Source organism: Ruegeria sp. YKSF070 (assembly GCF_059612725.1).
On sequence record NZ_JBXWRD010000024.1, the window covers coordinates 44,021 to 70,161 of the forward strand.

26 protein-coding genes are annotated in these 26,141 nt (G+C 62.6%); 12 read left to right on the plus strand and 14 right to left on the minus strand.

Annotated features, from left to right (window positions below):
• Positions 1–2 precede the first annotated feature (2 nt).
• The 4 genes from nosZ to pcaQ form a co-directional block, all read right to left on the minus strand.
• Positions 3–1,910, minus strand: coding sequence for a TAT-dependent nitrous-oxide reductase (gene nosZ / locus AC2FL1_RS13250; RefSeq protein WP_496877253.1), 1,908 nt, complete (start codon positions 1,908–1,910; stop codon positions 3–5).
• Positions 1,911–1,924: 14 nt separating this feature from the next.
• On the minus strand, positions 1,925–4,096 hold the full coding sequence (locus tag AC2FL1_RS13255; protein WP_496877254.1) for a 4Fe-4S binding protein: 2,172 nt from the start codon (positions 4,094–4,096) through the stop codon (positions 1,925–1,927).
• Entirely contained in the window at positions 4,090–4,488 is a 399-nt protein-coding gene (locus AC2FL1_RS13260) for a DUF2946 family protein (RefSeq protein WP_496877255.1), read from the minus strand. Before AC2FL1_RS13260 ends, AC2FL1_RS13255 begins: the two co-directional genes overlap by 7 nt.
• 72 nt (positions 4,489–4,560) lie before the next feature.
• Entirely contained in the window at positions 4,561–5,478 is a 918-nt protein-coding gene (gene pcaQ, locus AC2FL1_RS13265) for a pca operon transcription factor PcaQ (RefSeq protein ID WP_496827040.1), read from the minus strand.
• Positions 5,479–5,570: 92 nt separating this feature from the next.
• Between pcaQ and pobA the strand changes: the two genes are divergently transcribed.
• The 7 genes from pobA to crcB all read left to right on the plus strand — a co-directional run bounded on the left by pobA (position 5,571) and on the right by crcB (position 10,224).
• Complete coding sequence (gene pobA / locus AC2FL1_RS13270; protein WP_496877256.1) at positions 5,571–6,740, plus strand: 4-hydroxybenzoate 3-monooxygenase; 1,170 nt, start codon at positions 5,571–5,573, stop codon at positions 6,738–6,740.
• A gap of 22 nt (positions 6,741–6,762) precedes the next feature.
• A complete protein-coding gene (pcaC, locus tag AC2FL1_RS13275; protein ID WP_496827036.1) occupies positions 6,763–7,140 on the plus strand; it encodes a 4-carboxymuconolactone decarboxylase in 378 nt (125 codons plus the stop codon).
• A 44-nt stretch (positions 7,141–7,184) separates the two neighbouring features.
• A complete protein-coding gene (gene pcaH, locus AC2FL1_RS13280; protein WP_496877257.1) occupies positions 7,185–7,913 on the plus strand; it encodes a protocatechuate 3,4-dioxygenase subunit beta in 729 nt (242 codons plus the stop codon).
• Positions 7,914–7,977: 64 nt separating this feature from the next.
• On the plus strand, positions 7,978–8,598 hold the full coding sequence (pcaG, locus tag AC2FL1_RS13285) for a protocatechuate 3,4-dioxygenase subunit alpha (protein WP_496877258.1): 621 nt from the start codon (positions 7,978–7,980) through the stop codon (positions 8,596–8,598).
• Positions 8,599–8,613: 15 nt separating this feature from the next.
• Positions 8,614–9,453, plus strand: a complete 840-nt coding sequence (locus AC2FL1_RS13290) for a 3-oxoadipate:acetyl-CoA acetyltransferase (RefSeq protein ID WP_496877259.1) — start codon at positions 8,614–8,616, stop codon at positions 9,451–9,453.
• Between the two features lie 31 nt (positions 9,454–9,484).
• On the plus strand, positions 9,485–9,865 hold the full coding sequence (locus AC2FL1_RS13295; protein WP_496827029.1) for a FluC/FEX family fluoride channel: 381 nt from the start codon (positions 9,485–9,487) through the stop codon (positions 9,863–9,865).
• The gene (crcB, locus tag AC2FL1_RS13300) at positions 9,862–10,224 is read left to right on the plus strand and encodes a fluoride efflux transporter CrcB (protein WP_496877260.1); all 363 of its coding nucleotides are present in this window, start codon (positions 9,862–9,864) and stop codon (positions 10,222–10,224) included. The genes AC2FL1_RS13295 and crcB overlap by 4 nt, the downstream gene beginning before the upstream one ends.
• A gap of 224 nt (positions 10,225–10,448) precedes the next feature.
• On the opposite strand, the gene AC2FL1_RS13305 is transcribed toward crcB, so the two are convergent.
• Complete coding sequence (locus tag AC2FL1_RS13305) at positions 10,449–12,368, minus strand: di-heme-cytochrome C peroxidase (protein WP_496877261.1); 1,920 nt, start codon at positions 12,366–12,368, stop codon at positions 10,449–10,451.
• A gap of 407 nt (positions 12,369–12,775) precedes the next feature.
• On the opposite strand from AC2FL1_RS13305, the gene AC2FL1_RS13310 reads away from it, so the two are divergent.
• Positions 12,776–13,951 carry a helix-turn-helix transcriptional regulator gene (locus AC2FL1_RS13310; protein ID WP_496877262.1) on the plus strand — a complete coding sequence of 392 codons (1,176 nt, stop codon included), beginning with the start codon at positions 12,776–12,778 and terminating at the stop codon, positions 13,949–13,951.
• Positions 13,952–13,962: 11 nt separating this feature from the next.
• On the opposite strand, the gene nqrM is transcribed toward AC2FL1_RS13310, so the two are convergent.
• The 3 genes from nqrM to AC2FL1_RS13325 form a co-directional block, all read right to left on the minus strand.
• Positions 13,963–14,199 carry a (Na+)-NQR maturation NqrM gene (gene nqrM, locus AC2FL1_RS13315; protein ID WP_496877263.1) on the minus strand — a complete coding sequence of 79 codons (237 nt, stop codon included), beginning with the start codon at positions 14,197–14,199 and terminating at the stop codon, positions 13,963–13,965.
• A gap of 20 nt (positions 14,200–14,219) precedes the next feature.
• Positions 14,220–15,248 (minus strand): FAD:protein FMN transferase, encoded by a 1,029-nt coding sequence (locus tag AC2FL1_RS13320; RefSeq protein WP_496877264.1) that lies wholly within the window; start codon positions 15,246–15,248, stop codon positions 14,220–14,222.
• Between the two features lie 63 nt (positions 15,249–15,311).
• On the minus strand, positions 15,312–15,500 hold the full coding sequence (locus tag AC2FL1_RS13325; protein ID WP_234221135.1) for a hypothetical protein: 189 nt from the start codon (positions 15,498–15,500) through the stop codon (positions 15,312–15,314).
• A gap of 106 nt (positions 15,501–15,606) precedes the next feature.
• Here AC2FL1_RS13325 and AC2FL1_RS13330 point away from each other — a divergent pair, with 106 nt between their 5' ends.
• Both AC2FL1_RS13330 and arsB read left to right on the plus strand, forming a co-directional pair.
• Positions 15,607–16,131 carry a CBS domain-containing protein gene (locus AC2FL1_RS13330; RefSeq protein ID WP_496877265.1) on the plus strand — a complete coding sequence of 175 codons (525 nt, stop codon included), beginning with the start codon at positions 15,607–15,609 and terminating at the stop codon, positions 16,129–16,131.
• 164 nt (positions 16,132–16,295) lie between these two features.
• Entirely contained in the window at positions 16,296–17,303 is a 1,008-nt protein-coding gene (arsB, locus tag AC2FL1_RS13335) for an ACR3 family arsenite efflux transporter (protein WP_496877266.1), read from the plus strand.
• A gap of 234 nt (positions 17,304–17,537) precedes the next feature.
• Here arsB and nqrF read toward each other — a convergent pair whose 3' ends face one another.
• The 6 genes from nqrF to AC2FL1_RS13365 are packed head-to-tail and all read right to left on the minus strand — an operon-like array spanning position 17,538 to position 23,384.
• Entirely contained in the window at positions 17,538–18,758 is a 1,221-nt protein-coding gene (nqrF, locus tag AC2FL1_RS13340) for an NADH:ubiquinone reductase (Na(+)-transporting) subunit F (RefSeq protein WP_496827015.1), read from the minus strand.
• Positions 18,759–18,770: 12 nt separating this feature from the next.
• Positions 18,771–19,379: an NADH:ubiquinone reductase (Na(+)-transporting) subunit E gene (nqrE, locus tag AC2FL1_RS13345; protein WP_011241816.1), complete on the minus strand. Its 609-nt coding sequence runs from the start codon at positions 19,377–19,379 to the stop codon at positions 18,771–18,773.
• Positions 19,379–20,032, minus strand: coding sequence for an NADH:ubiquinone reductase (Na(+)-transporting) subunit D (locus AC2FL1_RS13350; protein WP_496877267.1), 654 nt, complete (start codon positions 20,030–20,032; stop codon positions 19,379–19,381). The genes nqrE and AC2FL1_RS13350 overlap by 1 nt, the downstream gene beginning before the upstream one ends.
• A complete protein-coding gene (locus AC2FL1_RS13355) occupies positions 20,032–20,835 on the minus strand; it encodes a Na(+)-translocating NADH-quinone reductase subunit C (RefSeq protein ID WP_496877268.1) in 804 nt (267 codons plus the stop codon). The genes AC2FL1_RS13350 and AC2FL1_RS13355 overlap by 1 nt, the downstream gene beginning before the upstream one ends.
• Positions 20,828–22,036, minus strand: a complete 1,209-nt coding sequence (locus tag AC2FL1_RS13360) for an NADH:ubiquinone reductase (Na(+)-transporting) subunit B (RefSeq protein WP_496877269.1) — start codon at positions 22,034–22,036, stop codon at positions 20,828–20,830. The genes AC2FL1_RS13355 and AC2FL1_RS13360 overlap by 8 nt, the downstream gene beginning before the upstream one ends.
• Positions 22,037–22,040: 4 nt before the next feature.
• On the minus strand, positions 22,041–23,384 hold the full coding sequence (locus AC2FL1_RS13365; protein WP_496877270.1) for a Na(+)-translocating NADH-quinone reductase subunit A: 1,344 nt from the start codon (positions 23,382–23,384) through the stop codon (positions 22,041–22,043).
• Between the two features lie 372 nt (positions 23,385–23,756).
• Between AC2FL1_RS13365 and hpaE the strand changes: the two genes are divergently transcribed.
• Positions 23,757–25,265: a 5-carboxymethyl-2-hydroxymuconate semialdehyde dehydrogenase gene (gene hpaE / locus AC2FL1_RS13370; protein ID WP_496877271.1), complete on the plus strand. Its 1,509-nt coding sequence runs from the start codon at positions 23,757–23,759 to the stop codon at positions 25,263–25,265.
• A gap of 46 nt (positions 25,266–25,311) precedes the next feature.
• On the plus strand, positions 25,312–26,141 hold an 830-nt coding region (gene hpaD, locus AC2FL1_RS13375), incomplete at its 3' end, for a 3,4-dihydroxyphenylacetate 2,3-dioxygenase (RefSeq protein ID WP_496877272.1).

Genomic DNA, 26,141 nt, shown 5'->3' on the forward strand with positions numbered 1-26,141 from the left:
ATTTATGCCCCCCGCGGCTCGACAAACATCCGGCCGCGCATTTCCATGTGCAGCGCGTGGCAGAACCACTGGCAATAGAACCAGTGCACGCCCGGACGGTCGGCAATGAAGGTGACCGAGGCGGTCGCCTGTGGTGCCACTTCCATCGCGATGCCAAAGTTGGCCATGCACAGCCCGTGGGTCACGTCATCCACATCGTCGAGGTTGGTGACATAGATCGTCACCTCGTCGCCCTGCTTCACCGTGAACTTCTCAAGGCTGAAGGTCGGCGCCACGGACGTCATGTAGACCCGCACCTTGTTGCCGTCGCGGATCGGCTCTTCGGCGCCTTCCTCCAGGTCGACGCCATCGGCGGCGGCCTGCTGGCGGGCATCCTCCCACATCGGGTCGTTGCGATCCCAGACGTTGACCGGGTTCACCTTGGACCGGTGCACGATGATGCTGTCATGCGGCTCGGCAAAGGTCGGGCCGTCATGCACCACCTTCATCTTGTCGCCGGAGATGTCGATCAGCTGCTCGTTCTCGGGCTTGAGGGGGCCTACATTCAGGAACCGGTCCTTGGAGAACTTGTTCATCGAGATCAGCCATTTGCCGTCGGCCTCGGCGGTTTCACCCATCGAGGTCGAGTTGTGGCCCGGCTGATACTGCACATCGACCTTGTCTAGGATCGGGTCGACATCGGCACCGGCATAGGCCTCGATCGCCTTTGCGATGTTCCACTTCACCACCTGGCTGTCCAGGAACAGGGTGGTATAGGCGTTGCCCTTGTTGTCGAACGCGGTGTGGAGCGGCCCAAGACCCAGCTGCGGTTCGGCCACGATGGCCGAGCGCGGATCGGCATCCTCAGAGAACAGCGCGTCCACCTTCTCGACGTCGATGACCGAGACGGTCGGGCTGAGCTTGCCGTTGATCATGATGTGGCGCTTGTCGGGGGCAGCGTTACAGCCGTGCGGGCTGTTGGGGATCGGGATATAGCGGGTATAGTTCTTGCCCGCACCCTTGCGCCCGTCCACGACCTTGACGCCGTTCAGCTCCTGATAATCGCCCGCGGCGATGCCAGCCTCGATTTCCTTGAGGTTGAACACGACCACATGGTCCTGCTCGTTCTCGGTCATCTCGGCAAGGTTCATGCCCATTTCCGAGTTGTACGAGGTCGAGAAGGCGTATTTGCCCTGATAGTCGCAATCCGTGTTGTCGAGGTTGCCCGACACGATCACCTGCCAGGCGATTTCCATGCTGTCGCCGTCAATCGCCGTGAAGATGTTCACATATTGCGACGGATCGTCGAGGATCTGGCCGTCATTGACCAGCGGCGCCTCATGCTCGCCATTGGCAAAGACATAGCCGGTGCGCGGGTATTTCTGCGGACGCAGGCCGTGGATGTCATGCGCGTTGGGGATCTCGATGATCTTGTCGCATTTCATCACGTCGCAGCGGACGCGGGCAACCCGGGTGTTGGCCTTGTCGTTCATGAACAGGTAACGGCCGTCATAGGTGCCATCGGTGAACGACATATGCGGGTGGTGCAGGTCGCCGTTGTCATAGGTCTTCTTGCCGTTGGACGCCAGAAACTGCTTGGTTTCGGGCAGCAGACCCTCGGTCAGCACCTTGAGCGACTCGTTGGTCTGGCCCCAGCCGGTGGCCGAGCAGCGGTTGAACACCGGCACCCGCATCAGCTCGCGCATCGAGGGGATGCCGAGGATGCGCAGCTCGCCGGTCTGGCCCGAGGACCAGAAGCCGTAATATTCGTCCAGCTCGCCGGGCTCCAGATTGGCCTTGGCGGCGGCGGATGCCTCGCGCGCGGTCATCAGGGTGGCGCCCAGGCCGGTGCTGGCGAGAACGGCGCCGGTTGCTGTCGCGCCCAGCAGGCCGCGGCGGGTGACGCTCAGGTTGTTATCGTGGTCCGACATGATCGTTCCTCCTTTCAGGAAGCTTCTTGCGGTTTGGCGTTTGGATGGTTCGCCGGTGGGTGTCCGAGGGTCAGTTTCGGATCGACCGTCCCTGTGCGCGCCCGCCGCTTGATCTGGCGGATGACGACGGGGCATTTGGCCTCGGACTGATAGAGCACCTGGCAATGCAGGCAGGTGATGCATTCGTTCGGGTTGATCTCGCCGGTGGGGTGGATCGCCTGAACCGGGCATTCGTTGGCGCAGGTCTGACAGGGGTTGCCGCAATCCTTGTAACGGCGCAGCCAGTCGAACATGCGGATGCGGGCGGGGATCGCCAGCGCCGCGCCCAGCGGGCAGAGATAGCGGCAATAGAACCGTTCGATGAAAAGGCCGATCAGCAAGAGCAGCAGCGCAAATACCACGAAGGGCCAGTCGCGCATGAACTTGAGAATGATCGCGGTCTTGAACGGTTCGACCTCGGCATAGGTTTCGGCCAGCGGGATCGAGACAAAGCTGAGACCGAACAAACCCAGGAAGATCATGTACTTCACCGGCCAAAGCCGCTCGTTCAGCCCCCAAGGCAGGGTCCATTGCGGCAGGCGCAGGGCGCGGGCCACCTTGTTGGTCAGTTCTTGCAGCGCGCCAAACGGGCAAAGCCAGCCGCAATAGGCCCCCCTGCCCCAGAAGATCAGCGCGGCGGCTACGGCGAACCACTGGATGAACACCAGCGGGTCGAGCAGGAAGGCGTCCCAGCTGAAGCCCGTGCGCAGGCTTCCCGCCAGCGCCATCAGGTTGACGACGCTCAGCTGGGCATTGGCATACCAGCCGATGAAGAACAGCGTTGCGGTCAGATAGGCGATGCGGAACCAGTAGAAGACGCGCGCATTCATCGTGGCCTGGAACTGGAAGAAGAATGTCGCCGTCAGCAGCAGCAGCATCGCGCTCAGGATGCCGATCTCGACCGTGCGGTCCTTCCAGATCCGTTGCCACAGCGCGGCCTTGGCGGCGGCCTCGTCGCCCGCATCCTCGACCACCGCCGGCGCGGCGGCGGGCAGCAGGAAGCGTTCCGGCAGGCGGTAGCCCAGATCGAAGGTGAGGAAGCTTTTCTCCACCGCGCCCACGGCGCGCTGCACCAAGAGTTGCAGGCGGAAGGGGGCGGCCGGGTCAAATTCGGCATCGGCGGGGATCTTGAACAGGTCAAGCTCGGAGAACGCAGGCGCATCCGTCGCCGCGACCGTGCCCAGGCGGCGTTGCTGACGGTCGAAGAACCGCACCGCGCTGTCGCCCTGGATCAGTTGGATCCGGTCGAAGATTCCGCCGCGCACATAGCCCGAGCCCTTGAAGCTGTAAGCACCACGCCCCAGAACCAGAATGGCCTGCTCGCCCGGCTCAAGCCAGTTTTGCAGGTTGGCATACTCCGCCTCGCCCAACAGGGTGCGGCCGATCTCGGGCACCGAGACTAGCGCCAGATGCATGTCGATGAACGTATCCTCGGGCGCGCCCGGTTCGGGTCGCTTGATGGCGCGGGCGTCGCCGGTTGCCTCAAAGGCCGCGTTGACCTGCCCGATGTCCAAGGTCATCCGCCGGACCGAGCCGTCGCCCGACAGGGTGAACCAGTCGCTGGTCCCGGTCTGGCCCATGTCGATCTCGCGACGCGGGCCTTCGGGGGTGGCCGGCGAAAGGCCGCCCAGGCCCAGCGCGCGGGCCACCTTGAGCCCTGCGCGCACCAGACTGTCATCGATCACCATGATGGTGACGGTGGCGCCCGAAATGATGTCGAGATCATGCCCCTCGCCGCCGGTCTCGGCCTCGCGTTTCAGGTCAAGACCCTGATAGCCCTCGGTCAGGGCGACCATCTTGGAATTGGGAATGCCGATCAGCACGATCGGTTCGGAATGTTCCACCAGCTTGACGCCGGTCAGCACCGCATCGGCATCAATGGCGGCGATCACATGGATCGGCTTGCCGGAATAGCCGGTGGTGCCCACAAAATCCGAAGTCAGAAAGGCCCAGGCAACGGTCTCGCCACCCTTGAGCACCGGCGCCACCGGCACATCCTCGCGCAGCGGGCCAAAGGCGTCGGCACCGGGGGCCAGATCGGCGGGCGCAAGCGCGGCCAGAAACCGGGGCAGGTCGCTGGCCAGCGCCGGGATGGGGGCCAGAAACAGAAGGGTCAGCAGAACCCGGATGACGCGCGTGATCAGCACATCGCACCTCCCTTGTCTTGGAATGGGGGGCCACGGGTTTCAGGCCAAAGCCGGTGTCGCGCCGCCAGAGCCGGCACGTCGGTACCCGTCTGTTGCCGGACGTTGAGGAGGACCGGTTCGACGCCCCCGCCATAGGCGGGCGTCAGAAGATCAGTCGCTGCCGAACACATCAGGCAATCGCCGCAATCGGGGCAGGGATCATCCGTGCCCTCGACCGGCATCTGAATCCAGACCGCGCCCTCTTCCGAGCAGATCTCGATCCACGCGCCCTCGCCTGCCTGGGCCAGCTGCGGTGCCAGCAGTTGCAGCACCATCAGCACGATGCCCAATACACCGCCGACGCGGCGCAGGGCGCTGCGGGTCGGGTCCGGTGTGTCGGTTTGGCGGGGCATAAGCACCTCGGGCACGGGATTGCGTCTGGCCCGAGTCCTATGCGCCCCGCCGCGCCGTTTACTTGACTTTGGTCAGGCCCCCGCCTCGGCTGCGATCACATTCCGCAACGCAAGCGCAAAGAGCTGCGCCACCGGGCTATCCGGCCTGTCGGGCCGCGTCATCAACCCCACCGGCCCCCGGGTCAACCCGGTCTGGAACGGCAACGCCACCAGCCGCCCCTCGGCAATCTCGTTGGCAACCACCCCGCGCGAGATAATCCAGACCGCATCCGAGCGGCGTGTATGCACCCGGCCAAACGCGCCCGAGACGGTTTCCAGCCGGTTGGGAAACTCGCCGATCCCGTTTGCGATCAGCATCTGCTCGACCAACGGCCGGATCGCGGCGCCGGGCGGCGGATAGATCACCGGCCAGTCGGCCACCCGCGCCAGATCGGGCGCGGCTAGCAGCGGATGACCGGGGCGCACCACAAACACCACCTGTTCCTGATAGAGCTGGGTAAACGAAAGCCCCTGCATCGTCTCGGGCGGACCCATCCGCCCGATCACCAGATCCAGCGTCCCCAAACGCAGCCGTTCGACCAGATAGCCATGCGGCCCGTCCTGGATCCGCAACAGCGCATGAGGTGCCAGTCTCGCGAATTCGCCCACCGCCCGCGGCATCAGATAGGCCGCCACGCTGGGCAAGGCACCCACCGACAGCGTTTCCCGCTGGCGGCGCCCCTCGGTTTCAATCCCGTCGAGCCCCTGTTGCAGGCTGGCCAGTGACATTCGGGCAAAATGCAGAAACACCTCTCCGGGCTTGGTCAGCTCCACCCCGGCCCGGCTGCGGCGCATCAGGGTGGTGCCGGTGATCTCTTCCAGCTCCTTCAGGGTCTTGGACATGGCCGGCTGGGTCAGGAACAGCTTTTCCGCCGCCGTCTTCAGACTGCCCTCGCGCGCGATTTCCACAAAGCACTGGATGTGGCGGAACTTGATGCGGCGGTCGATCATTAACTTTCCTATTTTGGAAATTAAGTTGCCTTACTACTCATTTTACATCACGCATTCAATCATTCATCCTGTTCTGAACGGGAGGAAACACGATGCGCACGCAAATAGTGATTGTCGGAGGTGGCCCTTCGGGCTTGCTGCTGGGGCAGCTGTTGCATCGCAAGGGCATCGACACGGTGGTACTGGAACGCCAGTCACGCGCGCATGTGCTGGGCCGCATCCGGGCCGGTGTGCTTGAGGCGGGATTCGTCAACCTGATGCGCGAGGCCGGTGTCGCCGAGCGGATGGACCGCGAAGGTTTCGTGCATCACGGCACCATCCTGGCCCATGGCGAGGAACAGATCCGCATCAGTTTCGAGGATCTGATCGGGCGACACGTGGTAGTCTATGGCCAGACCGAACTGACGCATGATCTGTATGACGCCCGCGATGCTGTGGGCGGCAAGACGGTGTTCAATGCCGAGGGTGTCACGATCCACGATGCCGACAGCGACGCGCCCTATGTCACCTACAGCAGTGACGGCACCGAACACCGGATCGACTGCGACTATGTTGCGGGCTGCGATGGGTTCCACGGGATCAGCCGACAAACCATTCCGGCCGGCATCCGCAAGGAATATGAACAGGTCTATCCGTTTGGATGGCTGGGGCTGTTGTCCGAAACGCCACCTGTGAGCGACGAAGTGCTCTATAGCTTGTCCGAGCGCGGCTTTGCCCTTTGTTCCATGCGCAACGCCACGCTCAGCCGCTACTACATCCAATGTGCGCTGTCCGACAAGGTGACCGACTGGAGCGATGATGCCTTCTGGACCGAGTTCCGACAGCGGTTGCCGCGCGCACTGGGGGACCGGCTGGTCACCGGACCATCGATCGAGAAATCCATCGCGCCGCTCCGGTCCTTTGTCTGCGAACCGATGCGCTGGGGGCGGCTGTTCCTTTGCGGGGATGCGGCCCATATCGTGCCGCCAACCGGCGCCAAGGGGCTGAACACGGCGGCGAGCGATATCCATTACCTGTATCACGCGCTGGTGCAGGTGTTCGAGACCGGCGAGACCGAGGGGATTGATCGCTATTCCGAACAGGCGCTGGCCCGCATCTGGAAAACCCAGCGGTTCAGCTGGTGGATGACCAAGCTATTGCACCGTTTTCCCGAACAGACCGAATTCGACCTGCGCATCCAGCGGGCCGAACTGGAATTCCTGCGCGACAGCCGCGATGCGCAAACGGTGCTTGCACAGAACTATGTCGGTCTGCCCTACTAGGGCATGGCGGAAAGGAAGACGAATGTCTGAACGCTATGACAACGGAATGAAGGTACGCCGCCAGGTGCTGGGTGACGCTTATGTCGACCGGGCCGAGGCGAACCGGACCGAGTTCGAAAGCCCGTTCCAGACGCTGATCACCGAAGGTGCCTGGGGCACGGTCTGGGCATCGGACGGGATCAGCGACCGGGACCGGTCGATGCTGACACTGGCGCTGTTGGCGGCGCTGGGGAATTTCGACGAAATTCCCATGCACATCCGTGCCACCGCCCGTACCGGCGCCAGCAAGCAGGACGTGCTGGAGGCCTTCCAGCATGTGGCGATCTATGCCGGCGTGCCGCGCGCCAATCAGGCGCTGAAGCTGGCGCGACAGACCTATGACGAGATGGAAGCGGAGTGAGCGGACCGGAGCGCGAACGGCCCAGCCAAGAGGAGACAGCCCAGATGACCAAACCCGGCGAATTCTACCAGCGCGACCGCGCCTGGCACCCGCCCGCGCATGTCCCCGACTACAAGACCTCGGTTGCGCGCTCTCCCCGGCAGGCATTGATCAGCCTCGAGAACACGGTGAGCGAGATAACCGGACCGGTTTTCGGCCATACCGATATCGGAGCTGGCGACAATGACCTGATCCATAACTACGCCCAGACGGGCCAAAGCGCCATCGGCGAGCGGATCCTCTTGCATGGGAGAATTTTCGACGAAAATTCTCGGCCCCTGCCGAACACACTGGTGGAAATCTGGCAGGCCAATGCGGGCGGGCGGTATCGCCACAAGAAAGATACCTATCTGGCCCCCATCGATCCCAATTTCGGTGGTTGCGGGCGCACCCTGACCGACGAGAACGGCTATTACTACTTTCGCACCGTCAAACCCGGCGCCTATCCCTGGCGCAATTGGGTCAACAGCTGGCGACCCGCCCATATCCACATGTCGATCTTCGGAACCGCCTTTGCCCAGCGGCTGATCACCCAGCTCTATTTCGAGGGCGACCCGCTGATCCACAAATGCCCGATCGTCAACACCATCCCCGACCCCGACGCCGTCGACCGGCTGATCGCGCCGCTCGACATGAATGCCGCAATCCCCTTCGATAGCCTAGCCTACCGGTTCGACGTAGTCCTGCGCGGGCGCCGTTCGACCCTGTTCGAGAACCGGCTTGAGGGGAACTGAAGCGTTTCAAGGCAAAATGAAGTCCGATTTTCCGGTTCGGAAACGCGACAAAGAGGAGATGATCATGTCCCAGAGACTCGACTATCTGAAGGAAACACCGTCCCAGACCGCCGGTCCCTATGTCCATATCGGTTTGGCCCCAGGCGCCGCCGGTTTCGACATCTATGACCGTGAGCTGGGCTGGGACATTGCCGGACCCAATGCCGCCGGAGAGCGTATCCGGGTCGAAGGCCGGGTCATCGACGGCACCGGCAGCCCGGTCAAGGATGTGCTGATCGAGGTCTGGCAGGCCAATGCCGCCGGCATCCATGCCCATCCCGAACACGCCGGCGAGGTCGAGGACGGGTTTCGCGGCTGGGGCCGGGTGATTACCGATTTCGAGACCGGCGAGTGGGGTTTTGACACCGTCAAACCCGGCCCGGTACCCGGGCGCAACGGTTCAAAACAGGCGCCGCACCTGACCCTCTGGATCGTGGCGCGCGGCATCAACATTGGCCTTAACACCCGGCTCTATTTCAGCGACGAGGCCGATGCCAATGCCGCCGACCCGGTGCTGAACCTGATCGAATGGAAAAACCGCCGCACCACCCTGATCGCAGCGCGCGACGAACGCGAGGGCAAACCGCTCTACCGCTTCGACATTCACCTGCAAGGCCCGCAGGAAACCGTCTTTTTCGATATCTGAGACCGGAGACTGCCCATGGACAAGCCCTGCATCATCTGCGTTGCAATCACCGGCTCCGTTCCCACCAAGGCCGACAATCCCGCCGTGCCGATCTCGGTCAGCGAACAGATTGAGAGCACACATGAGGCGTTCGAGGCCGGCGCCACCATCGCCCATTGCCATGTGCGCAATGATGACGGCACCCCCACCAGCGATCCAGACCGTTTTGCCCGGCTGATGGAGGGGCTGCACAAACATTGCCCGGGTATGATCGTGCAACTCTCGACCGGTGGTCGGTCAGGGGCCGGTCGGGCGCGCGGTGGCATGCTGCCACTGAAACCTGACATGGCCTCGCTCTCGGTCGGGTCCAACAACTTCCCGACCCGCGTCTACGAGAACCCGCCCGACCTGGTCGAATGGCTGGCCTCCGAGATGCGAACCCATCAGGTCACCCCGGAAATCGAGGCCTTCGATCTCAGCCATATCCTGCGCGCCATCGACATGCACGGGCACGGGCTGCTCTACGGCAAGCTCTATGTGCAATTCGTGATGGGGGTGAAGAACGCGATGCCTGCCGATCGCGAAGTGTTCGATTTCTACGTCCGGATGATGCAGACCCGCGCCCCTCGGGCCGAATGGTGTGCCGCCGGGATCGGCGCCAATCAACTGGCGGTAAACGAATGGGCAATCGCGGCAGGCGGACACACGCGTACAGGGCTTGAGGACAATATCCGCCTCGACCGGCAAACGCTTGCGCCCTCGAACGCTGCATTGGTACGGCGCAGCGTCGAGTTGTGCGAGAAATACCAGCGCCCGGTCGCCACCTGGCAGCAGGCACGTGAGCTTCTCGGGCTTCCGGCAACGGCGCGGAATTGAAAACGGTCGGACACCCAGCTATGCGAGCCCAATGAGACAAAGGGCGGGCAGCTATCTGGCGGTATTTGCAGGCGGGGCAACAGGCTCTGTCCTGCGTGAACTCTTGGGAGCCCAACTGCCAGGACTGCCCTTCCTCACTGCCACCTTCGGCATCAACATCGCCGCGTGTTTCCTGCTTGGCTGGCTTTATGCCATCCGCCATCGGCTGCACCCCCATCTGTTGCACCTGGGCGCGGTAGGGTTTTGCGGAGGTCTTTCGACCTTTTCCTCATTCATCCTCGAACTGGACCGGCTCACAAATTCCGGCGGCTGGTCCATCGGCCTCATCGCCATGACGGTGGAAATCGCCGCGGGCCTTGCCGCCGCCATCCTGGGCGAAGCGCTGGGGCGCGGCCGCGAGGCACGACGTTGACGACCTTTGCCCTGCATGCGCTCTTTGCACTCGGCGGCGGTCTCGGGGCGGTCCTGCGCCACTGGGTCGCGCGTCGTGTGACACATGACCTGCCGCTCGCAACCCTGGTGGTCAATGTGCTGGGAACCCTTCTGCTGGGTATTTGGCTCGGCCAACCCGCAAGCGGTGCAGCGGACCCGGACCAAAGCCGCCAGCTGATCCTCGGTTTCTGTGGCGGCTTCACCACCTTCTCCAGCTTTGCCTATCAGACGCTCGACCTGCATCGCGCCCGCTCGATCGCCAGCGCCGCCGTCAACATCCTCGCCAGCGTGGGGCTCTGCGCACTTGCCTACCTGTTGGGCACCCATCTGGGCGGTTGATCCTGACGACCGCGCTGGGGGACCAGCCCCCCAGACCCCCTGGAGTATTTCCGACCAGAAAGAAACAAGAGGGTCCCTGCTTCTTTCTGGTTCACAATACTCCCGCCGGAGGCGCCGCACCCGGCAAGCCGCGCAGCCGGGGCGAGGATACGTCACCTCTCGTCCCGCGCCGAGGAGGAGGAACGACGACGAGACCCTGAGCGCGCCGAAGGCGCACCGCCTGGTTACAGCGTCTTGAGGTATTCGACCAACGCGCGGCGGTCCTCCTCGCTCAAACCCGCGGTGCCATAATCGTGGCCCGAATTGAAGTTGCCCGGGATCGGCTCGCCATCCTCGCCCCGGGCGCGGAAGGTGAACGGGTTCTGGTCAAGACCCGACACGAAACCGACCTTGACCGGGTCAAACTCGCGGCTGCCGACGCCAAAGACCTCGGGCCGGGTGGCCGCGTCCTCGGGCAGTTCCGCGTCAAGCGCGGTGGCGACGTTGCGCATGCGCGCGGGCAACAGCAGGTCATAGAGCGTCGGCACCGAACCATTATGCAGATAGGGCGCGGTGGCCCAGATCCCGTTCAACGAACGGGCCTTGTAAGCCAAGAGGGGATGCTCCTGCGTCAGGCATTCCTCGGCATCGGCTTTCTTCTTCGCGTCGCTGACACCGGGAAGGTATTCGGTCACCAGCCCGGTCTCGGTGCGAATCCCGCTGGGTCGGTCATCCTCGCCCAGGATCGCAGCCAGAACCTCGAACAACTTGCCACGGATGGTGCCCACGGTCGCGTTGACCAGCATCAGGCGGGTATAGTCCTCATCCCGGTCGATGCGGGTGAATTTCGTGTCCACAAGCTGGCCGCCGAAATTGCCCGATTTCGAGCGATGCAGGAAGGTATTGCAGGTGGTGAACACATCCGTCCCCAACTCTGCCAGCGGCGTCATGCTGATTTTCATATTGCTGCTGGTATCGGTCGGCGCCATGTGGCTGTGGCAGTCGGCGCAGCTTTCACCGTCGATCTTGCGGGTAAAGACCTCGCGCCCACGCGCTGCGAGATCCCAGTCGATGGCACCCAGCATCTCCTCGGGCCAGCGTGGTGATTGCAGGCTTTCGAGCTGGCGTTCCAGCGAAATCAGCTCGCGCACCCGGGCGCTTGAGGGATAGCCGCGCAGGACCTTGGACTTGTCCGTTTCGAGATGAGCAAAGACGCCAATCACCTCGGAGGTATTGCGCACCAGCGCGCCCAACTCGGTGTTCTCACCCAGGAACCGGATCTTGAACATGCGCGGCGCGATGCCGTTCCATTGCAGCTGGTCCTGCTGTGAGGTGTTCCAGATATGTGGATAGCTGGCCGGCGCGTCGGCCAGCACATTGGTGATCTGGTTCGGGTGGCGGATGGTCAGCGCCACCTTGTTCAGGATATGGCCCTGCGCATCCAGCCGGGCATGGCCATAGCGCACCTTGGGTGCTGCGTTCTTGTCGGCCAGCGCCTGTTGCCAGACGATCTGTTCGTTGAGTTGCAGTTCCAGCGACTCGCGCCCGTCGATCGTCTGATCGGCCCCCAGCACCCCGCGCGCGAAACGGTCGAACCGGTCGCGATCGGCCACCGTGTCCTTGAGCGCCTGCAACAGGTCCTCTTCCATCCGCTGGAAATCGGCCAGCGTCGGCGCGCCCTCGACCCGCAGGCGACGGCCCTGATGAGTAATCTCGTTGGTGTGGCAGGCCGAGCAGGTCAGCCCGACCCAGGGTTCGCGCATGGTCAGCGCGTCGCAGGTTTCCGGGAAGGTATCGCACATCAGGTCGGCATCCAGGGTCTTGTCCTGATCTACCACCCAGCCCAGCGGCAGCCCCTCGGGATTGTGCACCGGGTCGGGATTGGCGATATAGCCCAGCTCGTCCATATAGGAGCGGTCCAGAAAGGCGCGGATCGCCCCATCCCCGTCGCCGGGTTGTTCCAGCGCGCGCATCCAGGACAGCGGCAACAGACGCGAACCCTGAGTGGTGGTATACCACCAGCGGCGCTGCGCGTCGTTCCAACCCTGATCCAGGCATTCGACGTCGCGGCAGACGCTCCATCCCGATTGCGCTTGTGCTGCGGGCGCGGCAATGGCGGCGAGCCCGGTTGCCAGGGCGATACCAATCACATGTCTCGAAATCATCAATCTATCTCCGGTCTTCTGCCCCGTACGCGTCTCTTGCCTCAAGGGGATGGAAACGAAAGGGCGGCAACACCACTCTGCCGCTGCTCTTGCGTGTTTTTCAAATATCTTTTTCAATTATTTGGTCTCTAAACCCTGAGGTCCCAGATCACATGGAATGCTGAGTGGTGACCCGCTTCCAACCGCTCTAGGCTCAGGACCGGGTCGTAATTTCCCCGGCGGGACCCTGTACGGTTCGGTGAACGGCCTTGAACGGGCACCAACTCAGCACGACTATGATTTTCGCCAAGCCACTCACTCTCAGCTATCAATGGGACGTAGGGTAAAGATTGGATAGGTGACAATAATCACCCGAAATGGTGAAACACGTTATATTCCTTAGAAGTCCAGTCGAATCACCAAGACCCATGGCCCCAACTGACCAGCACGATCAACTCGTTCTTTCCATATACGATGCCGCGCTGGACCCGGGAAAATGGCCGGATCTTCTGACCCGAATCGCGCATTATGCCGGTGGCATCGGCGCAATGATCTTCGAGGTCGAAACGCCCGGAGACCGGCCGCATCTGCTGGCCTCGCATTTCAGCGACACCTATCAGATGGAACTGGTCGAAGGGTATCTGAGCCAGCACAACGATCTGGAGATCGCCGATCAGGCCATCTTTGCGCGTCATTCCCGCGCCTCGGACGACATTCAGCTGATCCCGGACTCGGTGTTGGCCTCGTCCGAAGCCGAACTGTTGGCACGCCCCAACCAGAAGACGATGATGCAATATGGCATCCGTTACCGCTGCGGCGCGCTGCTGAACAAGGATCAGCTATTCCACGACCGGTTCTCGATGCAATTCGGGTCCGACGCCTCTGACGATCTGCCGGAACGTCTGGCGCGGGCCTCGCGGCTGCTGCCGCATATCGCCAAGGCTCTCAGCATCGGACGTCCGGTACAGGCCGTGATGAAACGGCACCGGACGGTGCTGAGCGCGCTCGACAAGCTGGACGTGGGGTTCTGCGTCCTGGACAATCGCATGAATGTCGTTGCCGGAAACGAGGAATTCCGCCGTCAGACCGAAGAAAGCGGCGTATTCCGCCGCGACCCACATGGCAAGCTGAGCTTTCGCAGCGATGACGACCTGAGCCGGGCACGGGCCCTGCTGGGCAGCCCGCTGCAACACGGCAGGTTCGGTGCCCGCCCCCGCAAGGAGGCGCTGGAGGCCGATCAACAGGCCGCCGCATGTATCGGCGAAGCGCTGTGCATCGATATTTCGCCGCTTCACAAAGCAGATGAACTGGGAGATGGCGCGGTGGATGGGTTCCTGCTGATGAGCACAGATACCAGCCGCACCTATCGGCTGGAAATGCCCACGATTGCCGCCCTGTTCGATCTGAGCGAGGCCGAATGCGCGGTGTTCGAACTGATGGCAGAGGGAAAGACCAACAAGCAGATCGCCGAAGAGCGGGGGCGTTCTCTCGACACGATCAACTCGCAGGTCAAGTCGATCCTGTCGAAATCCAATTGCGACAACCGCACCCAGGCCATTCGCATGGCCACCAATATCTCGTCGGGCTTCCTGGTGCGCGACTGATCCTGCGGGGGTTAGTCGGTCTGCTGCATCTGTTCCGCCATCTTGCGGGCGCGCGGACATTGAAGCCGCTCGCGCAGCGGGCTGTCCGGATCAATTTCCTTGGAGCAGACGACGCAGCGATCCGCACCCGAGATCGCATTCAGCCCGCCACAGCTGCCCTTGATCCGCTTGCCCATCAGCATCACGCCCAGAGACATGCCCAGCACGACAATCATCAGCAGAAAGAAGGCCAGCAGGAAGGTCGTCATGGCGAAACCCTTTCGCGGTGTCACTCGGCGTCGTTCAGCAGATCGGCGAATGCGCTGCTCTGCGCCGTCATATAGGCCTCGGCGCCGTCTTGCGCATCCCTTTCGATGAAGAACACGGCAAGTTTATGCGCCTCTGCGACCTTCAGCCCCTGGTCCAGCCCCAGTACCAGCATCGCGGTGGCCCAGGCATCGGCCATCATGGCGCTGTCGGCAATCACCGTGACCGAGGTGGTGCGATGGGTGACAGGGCGCCCGGTGACCGGATCGAGAATATGCGAATAGCGCTGGCCCTCATGCTCGAAAAAATTGCGATAGTCGCCCGAGGTCGCCATGCCGTAATCACTGACCGGCACCACCAGTTGCACGCTTTGCGCGCCATGGTCGGGCCGCTCGATGCCGATGCGCCAGGCCTCGCCCTTGTCGTTCTTGCCGCGTGTCACCAGATCGCCGCCGATTTCGACCATGTAGTCGTCGATCTCGAACCCGCGCAACGTCTCTGCCACCGCGTCGACACCGTATCCCTTGGCGATGGCGCTGAGGTTGATGCCGGTCTCGGGCCGCGCCTTGGCCAGCGTGCCAGCGGCCGTATCCAGCGTCAGCAGCCGCGCCTGTCCGACGCCCTCAAGCGCAGCAGTAATCTCGGCATCCGAAGGGATCGGATCCTCGGGCTTGCGCGGACCAAAACCCCACAGCTCGATCAGCGGGCCCAGCGTGATGTCGAACTTGCCACCCGATTGCGCATGAACCTGATTGGCAGCCCCGATCACGGTGACAAATTCCGGCGAGACCGGCATCGGCGCCGTGTCGGTGCGGGCCGAAAAGGTCGAAACCTCGGATTTCGGGTCCCAGTTCGACATTTTGGCGTTCACGTCGGCCAATGTCGCCTCGACTGCGGCCCCCAGCGCTTCGGGGTCCAGGTCTTCGCCGATGGCCGTGATATGATAGGTCGTTCCCATCGTGTCGCCAGAGAGTTTCACCACCTCCGGCTCGGCATCGAAAAGACAGCCGGACAGCATGAGGGCAACGGGCAGTGCAAGCCAACGGAACATGGGCCAACCTCGGATATTTCGCTGCTGCGGCATAGGCCAGCGGCGCGGTGGAGTCAAACCGGCTCAGCCCTTGAGCGGCAGGAAGGCCAGCGTCAGAAGACCGATTGCCGCCGGTACCCCATAGGCCCAGAGATGCCAGCGTGGCGCGGGCGGCTCGGCCTTCCAGCTTTTGCGGTAGCCATGGCCGCAAACCACGACCACAAAGAAGATCAGCGCGGCGCTGGCCGGGGTCAGGTACAGGGTGTCGAACATGGGCGGGCTGCGGTTTTGTCCTGTCTGCGGCCGATTGGCCCTTTGCGGATCGGGATGCCGGGGTAAGATGGGGCAACGCGCAACAAGAAAGCAGGAGTCCCAGCCCATGGCCCCATCCTCATATCAGGCCCCGACCCGTGGCGACAAGGCCGACAAGACGACCTATAGCCAGTCGACCAGTTCGAACCTGGCGCAGTCACAATCGACCGTTGCCGATCTGCTCGGCGGCAAGGGCGACGCGGTGTTCTCGGTCCGGCCCGGCGACACGATTGGCCAGGTCGTCAACGTGTTGAAGGAAAAGCGGATCGGGGCGGTGCTGGTGACCGACCAGAACGGCGCCTTGGTGGGTATCCTGTCCGAACGCGACATCGTACGCCGCATGGCGGACACGCCGGGCCAGACGCTGCCGCAACAGGTCGAGGGCCTGATGACCAGCGAAGTCCAGACCTGTGCGCCGGACGAAACGCTGAACGCGGTGCTGAAACGGATGACCGAAGGCCGGTTCCGTCACCTGCCGGTGCTGCGCGACGGCAAGCTTTGCGGCATGGTCACCATCGGCGATGTGGTGAATTTCCGCCTGCGCGAACTTGAATACGAGGCGCTGAAAATGAAGCAGATGATCGTCGGTTAGGGTCGGACCCCGAAACCAGATCTGAAGTCGAAGGCGGCTTTTGCGACGCGCGTCATCCTTGCCGGTCACGGCGAAAACCGGGATACGAGCAAAGCCGCCGATCTTCTGGAAATTGCGGGCGCAAGTTCTCGATTTGGTTCGCGCAGCAGGGTATTTGACCTCCGATGAGTGTCTTCGAGCGGTATCTCTCTCTTTGGATCGCGCTGGCGATGGCCGCCGGGATCCTGATGGGCAGCGCGGTTCCCGGTCTGGTAGAGGCGGTTGCCGCCGCCGAAATTGCCAACGTCAACCTGGTGGTTGCGGTTCTGATCTGGGCAATGGTCTACCCGATGATGGTGGGGGTCGATCCCGGCAGCCTCAAAGGCGCGGCGAAACAGCCAAAGGGTTTGGCAATCACGTTGGCGGTGAACTGGCTGATCAAGCCGTTCACGATGGCCGCGCTTGGCGTTGTGTTCTTTGACTATGTCTTTGCCGATCTCATCGCACCCGAAGATGCACAACAATACATTGCGGGGCTCATCCTGCTTGGGGCTGCGCCCTGTACGGCAATGGTGTTCGTATGGTCTCAGCTTACGCGTGGTGACGAGAGCTATACGCTGTTGCAGGTTTCGGTAAACGATGTGGTCATGGTCTTCGCCTTTGCGCCCATCGTCGCCTTTCTGTTGGGCGTCACGGATATCGCCGTGCCATGGGAGACGCTGTTTCTCTCGGTCGTGCTGTTTGTCGCGCTGCCGCTCGCGGCAGGTATCTGGACGCGGCGGCGGCTTGGCAGTGCAGAGCGCATCGACCGGTTTCGAGACAGGGTCAAGCCATGGTCGATCCTGGGCCTGATTGCGACGGTTGTCATCCTGTTCGGCCTTCAGGGGCAGGTGATCCTTGACCGGCCTCAGGTTATCGCGCTGATCGCGGTGCCGATCCTGATCCAGTCCTATGGTATTTTCGCGCTGGCATATGCATCGGCGTGGGCGCTGCGGGTTCCGCACCGGATCGCAGCCCCCTGTGCATTGATCGGCACCTCGAATTTCTTCGAGCTTGCGGTCGCGGTGGCGATCAGCCTTTTCGGCCTGAATTCCGGCGCCGCGCTGGCCACGGTGGTCGGAGTTCTGGTTGAGGTGCCGGTAATGCTGTCGCTGGTGGCCTTTGCCAACCGGACACGCACCTCGTTCAGCTGATATCGGCCTGAACCGGGTCAGCCCGGTTGCGGTGTGCCCCATCTTTGGAAACCGTTCGCGGAGCCGGACGCATCCCCGCCGTATGAGCATGTTGTGCCGAGCCTGATGCTCTTGCCCGGCGGAGCCTGGAAAACCGCTGTTTCGAAAGAGCTGATCCCGAGGCGATGTGCCCGGAACGAACCATGGGCAGCCCCGGCATGAAAAAACCGGCGCATCGCTGCGCCGGTTCCCAATTTATCCGCCGAAATCGTCGAGCATGATGTCTTCGCGATCCACGCCCAGATCCAGCAGCATGTTGATCACCGACTGGTTCATGATCGGCGGACCGCACATGTAGAACTCGCAATCCTCGGGCGCGGGGTGGTTCTTGAGATACTCTTCGAACAGCACGTTGTGGATGAAGCCGGTATAGCCTTTCCAGTCATCCTCGGGCTGCGCGTCCGACAGGGCCACATGCCATTCGAAATTCGGGTTCTCGGCGGCCAGCATGTCGAAATCTTCGACAAAGAACATCTCTTTCTTGGACCGTGCGCCATACCAGAACGAGATCTTGCGCTTGCTCTTCAGCCGCTTGAGCTGATCGAAGATATGGCTGCGCATCGGTGCCATGCCGGCGCCACCGCCGATGAACACCATTTCCTTGTCGGTATCACGGGCAAAGAACTCGCCGAAGGGGCCCGAGATGGTGACCTCATCGCCCGGCTTGAGATTGAAGATGTAGGACGACATTTTGCCCGCCGGAATGTCGCTGCTGCCCGGCGGGGGCGACGCCACCCGGACGTTGAGCATGATGATGCCCTTCTCCTCGGGGTAGTTGGCCATCGAATAGGCGCGCTCGACAGGCTCATCCACGACGGATTTGTACTGCCACAGATTGAAACGGTCCCAGTCTTCGCGATACTCGTCCTGAACATCGAAATCGGTATAGGACAGCTGGTGCGCGGGCGCCTCGATCTGGATATAGCCGCCGGCGCGGAAATTGACGTTCTCGCCCTCGGGCAGTTCCAGCACCAGCGCCTTGATAAAGGTGGCGACGTTGTCATTCGAGCGCACCTTGCAACGCCATTTCTTGACGCCGAACACCTCTTCCGGCACCTCGATATCCATGTCCTGCTTGACCGCGACCTGACAGGACAGGCGGTCACCACAGGCGGCCTCGCGCTTGGTGATATGGCTTTCCTCGGTAGGCAGGATCGAGCCGCCCCCCGAATGCACCTTGACCCGGCATTGCGCGCAGGTGCCGCCGCCGCCGCAGGCCGACGGCACGAACAGCTTTTCAGCCGCCAGCGTCTGCAACAGCTTGCCACCGGCGGGCACCGAGATGGTCTTTTCCCCGTTGATGGTGATGTTGACATTGCCGGTCGAGACCAGCCGCGAGCGGGCCATCAGGATCACGCCAACCAGCGCAATCACGATCAGGGTAAAGAGGACGACGCCCAGCGAAAAGGTTTCCATCTGTCCGCCCCCTTACAGTTTGACGCCCGAGAAGGACATGAAGGCCATCGCCATCAGCCCCGCAGTGATAAAGGTGATGCCCAGACCCTGAAGCCCGTCAGGCACGTCGGAATATTTCAGCTTCTCCCGCACCCCTGCCATGGCGGTGATGGCCAGCGCCCAGCCAAAGCCCGAGGACAGGCCATAGGTCGTCGCCTCGGCAAAGTTGTAATCACGCTCCACCATGAACAGCGAACCGCCCAGAATGGCGCAGTTCACCGTGATCAGCGGCAGAAAGATGCCTAGCGCGTTGTAGAGCGGCGGGAAATACTTATCGAGGATCATCTCGAGGATCTGCACCATCGCCGCGATCACCCCGATATACGAGATCAGACCGAGAAAGGTCAGATCCACATCCGGAAAGCCCGCCCAGGCCAGCGCGCCGGGTTTCAAGAGCGTATTCAGCAGAAGGTTGTTGGCCGGCACGGTGATCGCCTGCACCACCATGACCGAGATACCAAGGCCGAGTGCGGTCGAGATCTTCTTGGACACCGCGATAAAGGTACACATGCCGAGAAAGAAGCTGAGTGCCAGGTTCTCGACGAATACGGCCTTGACCGCTAGGGAAATCAGCCCTTCCATCAATGTGCCTCCACCGACTGGATCTTGAATTCACGTTCCTCGACCTGCTTGGGCTTCCAGGTGCGGAAGGCCCAGATCAACAGGCCGATCACGAAGAACGCCGAGGGCGGCAGCAGCAGCAGCCCGTTGGGCACATACCAGCCGCCATTGTTGACCGTTTGCAGGATGGTGACGCCAAAGAGGCTGCCCGATCCGAACAGTTCGCGGATCACGCCCACCAGCAACAGGATCAGCCCATATCCAAGCCCGTTGCCCACCCCGTCGATGAACGAGGCAACCGGCGGGTTCTTCATCGCAAATGCCTCGGCCCGGCCCATCACGATGCAGTTGGTGATGATCAGGCCGACGAAGACCGACAGGGTTTTCGAGATTTCAAAGGCATAGGCCTTGAGGATCTGGTCGACCAGGATCACGAGGCTGGCGATGATCACCATCTGCACGATGATCCGGATCGAGCTGGGGATCTGGTTGCGCAAGATCGAAATGAAGAAGGACGAGAACGCCGTCACAAAGGTCACCGCCAGCGCCATGACAAAGGCAACCTGCAGCGACGAGGTGACCGCCAGCGCCGAGCAGATGCCCAGCACCTGAAGCGTGATCGGGTTGTTGTCGACCAGCGGATCGACCAGCAGTTCTCTCTTGGTCTGGCTCATCAGATCTCTCCCGCTTTCAGGGCCTCGAGGAAGGGCGCATAGCCTTGCTCGCCCATCCAGAACCGCACCAGGTTGTCCACCCCGACCGAGGTCAGCGTGGCGCCGGCCAGCGCATCGACATAGAAATCGGCACCGGCGGCGGGCTGCGATTTGGCGACGGTGATTTGCAATTCACCCGCATCGTCGCGCAGCTTCTTGCCGTTCCACATCGCCTTCCAGCGCGGGTTGTCCACCTCGGCGCCCAGGCCCGGCGTTTCGCCATGCTGATAGAATTGTAGGCCAAAGATGTCGTTGCCGTTCTCTTCGACCGCGATAAAGCCATAGAGCGTTGACCACAGGCCATAGCCGTGGATCGGCAGGATCACCTTGTCGATGCCACCGGCCTCGTCCCGCAGCAGATAGACGGTGCGGTAAAGCGCCTGACGGCCGATCCCGGCGGGGTCGTCATCCAGCGCGCGGCTCAGCTCGGCGTCGTTGGCGGCGGCCTTGTCATCGAACGTGGCCGCATCGAACTGGTCGGTAAACTGGCCGGTGGCCAGTTCCAGCACCTGCGGTTCGAACGCCTTGAAGGCCTCGGCCACGTTCTGACCCGGCTCGAACAGCCCCGCGACCTGCAGAATGTTCATCTGCTTGTCCTTGAGCTTGTTGACCTCTTGCACCGGGCGCAGGGCGACGGCGGCCGAGGACACGATCATCGAGGCGACCAGACAGACGGCCACGGCGACAAAGATGGTCTTGCCCACCGAATCCGGCGGCGCGGCGAGGAAACGGGCGATCACGCCCTTGCTCTCGGTCTCAGACATGGCGGCGCGCCCTCCGTTTGATATTGGCCTGCACGACGAAATAGTCGATCAGCGGCGCAAACACGTTGCCGAACAGGATGGCGAGCATCATCCCCTCGGGGAAGGCCGGGTTGATCACCCGGATCAGCACCACCATGACCCCGATCAGCGCGCCATAGATGTAGCGGCCGGTATTGGTGTGGCTCGCCGAAACAGGCTCGGTCACCATGAAGGCCAGGCCAAAGGCATAGCCGCCCAGCACCAGGTGCCAGTACCAGGGCATGGCGAACATCGGGTTGCTGTCCGACCCGATGACATTGAGCAGCAGCGAAAAGCCGATCATGCCCGCCATGCAACCGACGATCAGGCGCCAGTTGGCGATTTTCGTCATCAGCAGGAAGGCAAGCCCGATCAGGCAGGCGAGTGTCGAAGTTTCGCCAAAGCTGCCCTGAATGGTGCCATAGAACGCGTCCATCCAGGTGATGCCGTTGGCCGCCAGCTGCTGATAGCCATCCGCCGCCGACACCGCCAGCGCGGTGGCGCCGGAAAACCCGTCGACCGGAGTCCAGACGCTGTCGCCAGACATGTTGGCGGGATAGGCGAAATATAGGAACGCACGCCCGACCAGCGCGGGGTTGAGAAAGTTCTTGCCGGTGCCGCCAAACACTTCCTTGCCGATCACAACCCCGAACGAGATGCCAAGCGCGACCTGCCACAGCGGCGCGCTGGCCGGCATGATCAGGGTGTAGAGCATGGAGGTGACCAGAAAACCCTCGTTCACCTCATGGCCGCGCACGGTGGCAAAGACCACCTCCCAGATGCCGCCGACGATCAGCGTGGTCAGGTAGATCGGCAGGAAATACAGGAACCCATGCGCCACATTGGCCAGAGGGTTGGCCGCATCCAGCGAGATGCCGAGTGTCTGAAGAATGGCGATGCGCCAGCCGGTGGCCGCATCGGCCCCCAGCATGGCGATGGCCGAGTTGGCCTGATAGCCGGTGTTCCACATGCCCCACAGGATGCAGGGGATGGTGGCGATCACGACATAGGTCATGATCCGCTTCATATCGACATAAGACCGGGCATGCGGCGCCGCCGTCGTCACCGTCTTGGGCGTATAGATAAAGCTTTCGACCATCTCGTAGATGGGGAACAGCTTTTCGTATTTGCCGCCCTTGGTGAAATTCGGCTCGATCCGGTCAAAGAAGTTGCGCAACCCCATGGGCTCAGCCCTCCTTTTCGATCTTGGAGAGGCTGTCGCGCAGCGCCAGCCCGTATTCGTATTTCGCCGGACAGGCAAAGCCGACAAGGCCCAGGTCCTCTTCGTCCAGCTCGAGCGCGCCCAGTGCCTGCGCGGTGTCGGTGTCCATCACCAGAAGCGCGCGTAGCAGTTGAGTGGGCAGGTAATCCTGCGGCATCAGCTCTTCGAACGTGCCGGTCGGCACCATGGCGCGGCGGCCCCCGTTCAGGTTCGAGGTCAGAGCATAAAGCTTGCGCGAGAACGCCGAGCCCAGCACCGGCTGCACCGCGAATTTCGACGGCATCGGCAGGATCCATCCCATCGTGTGCTGTTTGCGGTCTTCCTCGATCAGGGTCACCTGCCGGGCGAACCGGCCCAGATAGCCAAACGGCCCCTCGGCCTGCCGTCCGCTCAGGATCGAGCCCGAGATCACCCGCACCGGTGCGTCGACACTGATCTCGGCGGTGGCCAGATCGCCGGTCGAAGCGCCCATGATGGTGCGGATCAGGCGCGGCTCGCGCGCGGCGGGCCCTGAAAGGGCAATCACCATCGACGGGTCGAGATGGCCGGTTTCCAGCAGCCGCCCGATCGCGATCACGTCCTGATACCCGATGGTCCAGACCGATTTTTCCGATGACAGCGGTGCCAGGAAATGGATATGGGTGCCCGCCAGCCCCGCCGGGTGGGGCCCGTCGAAGGTGGCCACTGATACGCCCGCCACATCGCCGCCGGGGATCGCATCGCCGGGCTTGTGACACAGCCAGGTCGGCCCGTCGGTCAGCAGCGCGACCGCCGCCAGACCGCTGGCAAAGGCGCTGCCCGCGTCGGCGACGATGGTGGCGGCATCTGCGGCCAGCGGCTCGCTTTCCATCGCGGTGACAAAGATCGCGTCGGGCGTGTCGCCCGGCACCGGCATCTTGGAATAGGGCCGGGTACGGAACGCGGTCCACAGACCTGCGGCACAGAGCTTCTCGGTCAGGCCCTCACGCGTCTTGCCATTGCCGGTGGTGGCGAAATCGAGGCCGGGATCGGCGGCATCGCTGACCTCGATCACCACGCTTTGCAACACCCGACGCGCGCCGCGATTGATCGCGGCGACGCGGCCCGTCACCGGCGCGACCATCATCGCCTCGGGCGCGTCCTTGTGACAAAGGAGCGGCGTGCCGCGACGGACCTCGTCGCCTTCCTGCACCAGCATACGGGGTTTCAGCCCCAGATAATCGGCGCCCAGAACGGCCACCGAGCCGATCGCCGGGCCGGGATGAATGGTCTGAACCGGTGCGCCTTTCACCGGCAGGTTCAATCCCTTTTTCAATCTGAAATTCTGCATATGATCGCTACGTCTTCTCGTGTCCGAATCCCGTCGCGGGCCCTACCTATTTCATGGGACGGCCCGGGCAAATACCCGGAAACCCTGAGAGCTTCGCATGATGCCGAGGCATCTGATGTCCATAATGTCCCGCTTGGCGCGCAGCTTTACGGGAGGGGGGCGGCGAAATCAAACACACTTGGCAGATTTGTGTCGGATTTTCCCGGTTGTTTGGTCGCTAACAGGCGTTTTTCCAATCCAAGTTTGCAGATTTGCCGAAACAGGCCGGGCGGAAATGCCGCAGCGCAGCAGTATCACGCCTGCCGCCCGGTTGACTCGCGCTACTATTTTCATTAACATGTGAATAATAAACTACCGCAGGAGACACCCCCGATGCCCGACCTGACCACACGGCTGGCCGACCTTGACCGACATCTGGAGCGATTCCGCCGCGACGGGGTGATGAACCGGATCGGCGGTCAGGACATGCCGGGCGGCGCGGGTCGGTTCGACAGCACGTCTCCGGTCGACAAGTCGGTGATCTGTTCGGTGGCGCGGGCCGATGCCGCCGATGTGGAAAAGGCGGCGCAGGCCGCGCATGCGGCCTTTCCCGCCTGGCGCGACATGCCCGCGACCGAGCGGCGTGCCATCCTGATCCGCATCGCCGAAAGAATCGAGGCGCGGGCCGAGGAGATCGCGCTCTGCGAATGTTGGGACACCGGGCAGGCCTGGCGCTTCATGTCCAAGGCGGCGCTGCGCGGGGCCGAGAATTTCCGATATTTCGCCGATCAGGTGGTGCAGGCGCGCGATGGCCAGCATCTGAAATCGCCCACTTTGATGAATATCACCACGCGGGTGCCGATCGGGCCGGTGGGGGTGATCACGCCGTGGAACACGCCGTTCATGCTGTCCACGTGGAAGATCGCGCCAGCGCTGGCCGCTGGCTGCACGGTGGTGCACAAGCCCGCCGAACTCAGCCCGCTGAGCGCGCGGCTGCTGATCGAGATCGCCGAAGAGGCGGGCCTGCCCCCCGGTGTGCTGAACCTGGTCAACGGGTTTGGCGAGGATGCGGGCAAGGCGCTGACCGAGCATCCGCTGATCAAGGCCGTGGCCTTTGTCGGCGAAAGCCGCACCGGCAGTCTGATCGTGAAACAGGGCGCCGACACGCTGAAACGTGTGCATCTGGAACTGGGCGGCAAGAACCCGGTGATCGTGTTCGACGATGCCGATATCGAGCGGGCGCTGGATGCGGTGATCTTCATGATCTACTCGATCAACGGCGAGCGCTGCACCTCGTCCTCGCGTTTGCTTGTGCAGGACACGCTCCGCGAAGAGTTCGAGGCACGCCTGGTCGAACGGGTGAACAACATCAAGGTGGGCCATCCGCTGGATCCGGCGACCGAGATCGGGCCGCTGATCGGCGAGGAGCATTTTGCCAAGGTTACCAGCTATTTCGACATTGCCCGTCAGGACGGTGCCACCGTCGCGGCGGGCGGCGAGGTGGTGGGCGATCAGGGCTATTTCGTGCGCCCCACCCTGTTCACCGGCGCCAATAACCAGATGCGAATCGCGCGTGAAGAGATCTTTGGCCCGGTGCTGACCTCGATCCCGTTCTCGACGGAAGAAGAGGCGCTGCAAATCGCCAATGACACGCCCTATGGGCTGACCGGCTATCTCTGGACCAACGACCTGACCCGCGCGCTGCGCTTTACCGACAAGCTGGAGGCCGGGATGATCTGGGTGAACTCAGAAAACGTGCGCCACCTGCCCACCCCCTTTGGCGGGGTCAAGGCCAGCGGCATCGGCCGCGACGGCGGCGACTGGTCGTTTGAATTCTACATGGAGCAGAAGCACGTCGGCTTTGCCACCGGCCAGCACAAGATCCAGCGCCTCGGCGCCTGAACCACCCACCGGGAAACGCGCGACCATCCCGTGACGGAGGAGAGAAATGGGAGAAATCGTCCTTGCCGCCAAATGCACCCATGTGCCGACCATGCTGATGTCGGAGCAGGAGGGGCCCGTGAAAGGCAAGCGACAGGCGGCCATCGACGGGCATCTGGAGATCGCCCGCCGCGCCCGCGCGCTTGGCGCCGATACCGTGGTGATCTGCGACACCCATTGGGTGATCAATGCTGGGTTCCACATCAACGCGAACAACCGGTTTCAGGGGCTGTTCACCTCGAACGAGTTTCCGCAGTTCATCCAGAACATGCCCTATGACTATGAGGGCAATCCGGGTCTTGGCGATGCCATCGCCAAGGAGGCCAGCGCGCGCGGTGCCCATACGCTGGCGCATCATCTGGACAGTCTGGAACTGGAATACGGCACGCTGGTGCCGATACGGTTCATGAGCCGGGAACACCGGATGAAGGTGGTCTCGGTCGCCGCCTGGTGCACGGTGCACGACCATGACGAAAGCCGCATCGTGGGCGAGGCGATCCGCGCTGCGGTCGAGGCAAGCGACAGCAAGGTTTTGCTGGTCGCCTCTGGCTCCTTGTCGCACAAGATCTGGCCCAACAAGGATTACGCCGCCAACAACGGCACCTTCACCATCAGCTCCGAGTTCAACCGGCAGATGGACCTGCATGTGCTGGAGATGTGGAAGCGCGGCGATCATGCGACGTTTCTGAAGATGCTGGGCGATTATGCCCGCTTTTGCTGCGGCGAGGGGTCGATGCACGATACCGCGATGCTCTACGGTGCGCTTGGCTGGGACAGTTATGACAAGCCGTGTGAGGTGGTGACCGAGTATTTTCCATCCTCGGGCACCGGTCAGAC